This window comes from Psychrobacter sp. 1U2, assembly GCF_051847575.1.
Genome location: NZ_JBPYDC010001359.1, coordinates 1 through 618 on the forward strand (window position 1 = coordinate 1; position 618 = coordinate 618).

Annotated in this window: 1 pseudogene; it reads left to right on the forward strand. The window is 43.5% G+C overall.

Annotated features, from left to right (window positions below):
- Positions 1–92 precede the first annotated feature (92 nt).
- A pseudogene (locus ACS8FD_RS22090) lies at positions 93–618 on the forward strand (tetratricopeptide repeat protein); the annotation flags it as partial.

A 618-nucleotide genomic window follows, 5' to 3' on the forward strand; every position in this document is an offset into this window, starting at 1 on the left:
GTCGTTACCGTCTTTGTATAACTGATTTGTATAACCGATGCCTAATCTAGTAATGCCATTTGTGATTTTTATTCAGAGGATATGCCCATTCCATGCTTGCTACGCCAAACGCTACTTTAGCTAAGATCCCTAAAACGTCACTTGATTATATGGCGGAAGGCTACTGGCAAGATTTTATAGCAGATCGTCCTATCGCAGGGGGTATCGCTTATGAAAAGCAGCTGCATGAGTGTCAATTAGATGAATCGCTCGCCAGCTTACAGCGAGTAGACACGCTGATTTTGCAGATACGCCGTGATATTACAAAGGCAAAAGACCAGTCTGAGGGCTTAGGCGAGGTTGCACTGCTGGCTGATGAGCGCTATCGCAACTTATTACTGTTTTTAGCATTTTATGCAGGGCGAGTGCTGGCGCGTCAGTGGCAAAGTGAACCACATTGGTATGAACAGTTTGAACTAAAAAAGCATTTTGATACGCTACCGTTGATTGCAGAGGATTTTTATCAATCCATGGCTGTGGTATATAGTAATAACTCTAATGATAGTGCAGATATATTTTTTGCGTTAGAGCCCATGGGCCTGCGTCTATTTGGGTATATTGATCGGCAGTTTCAGGCGG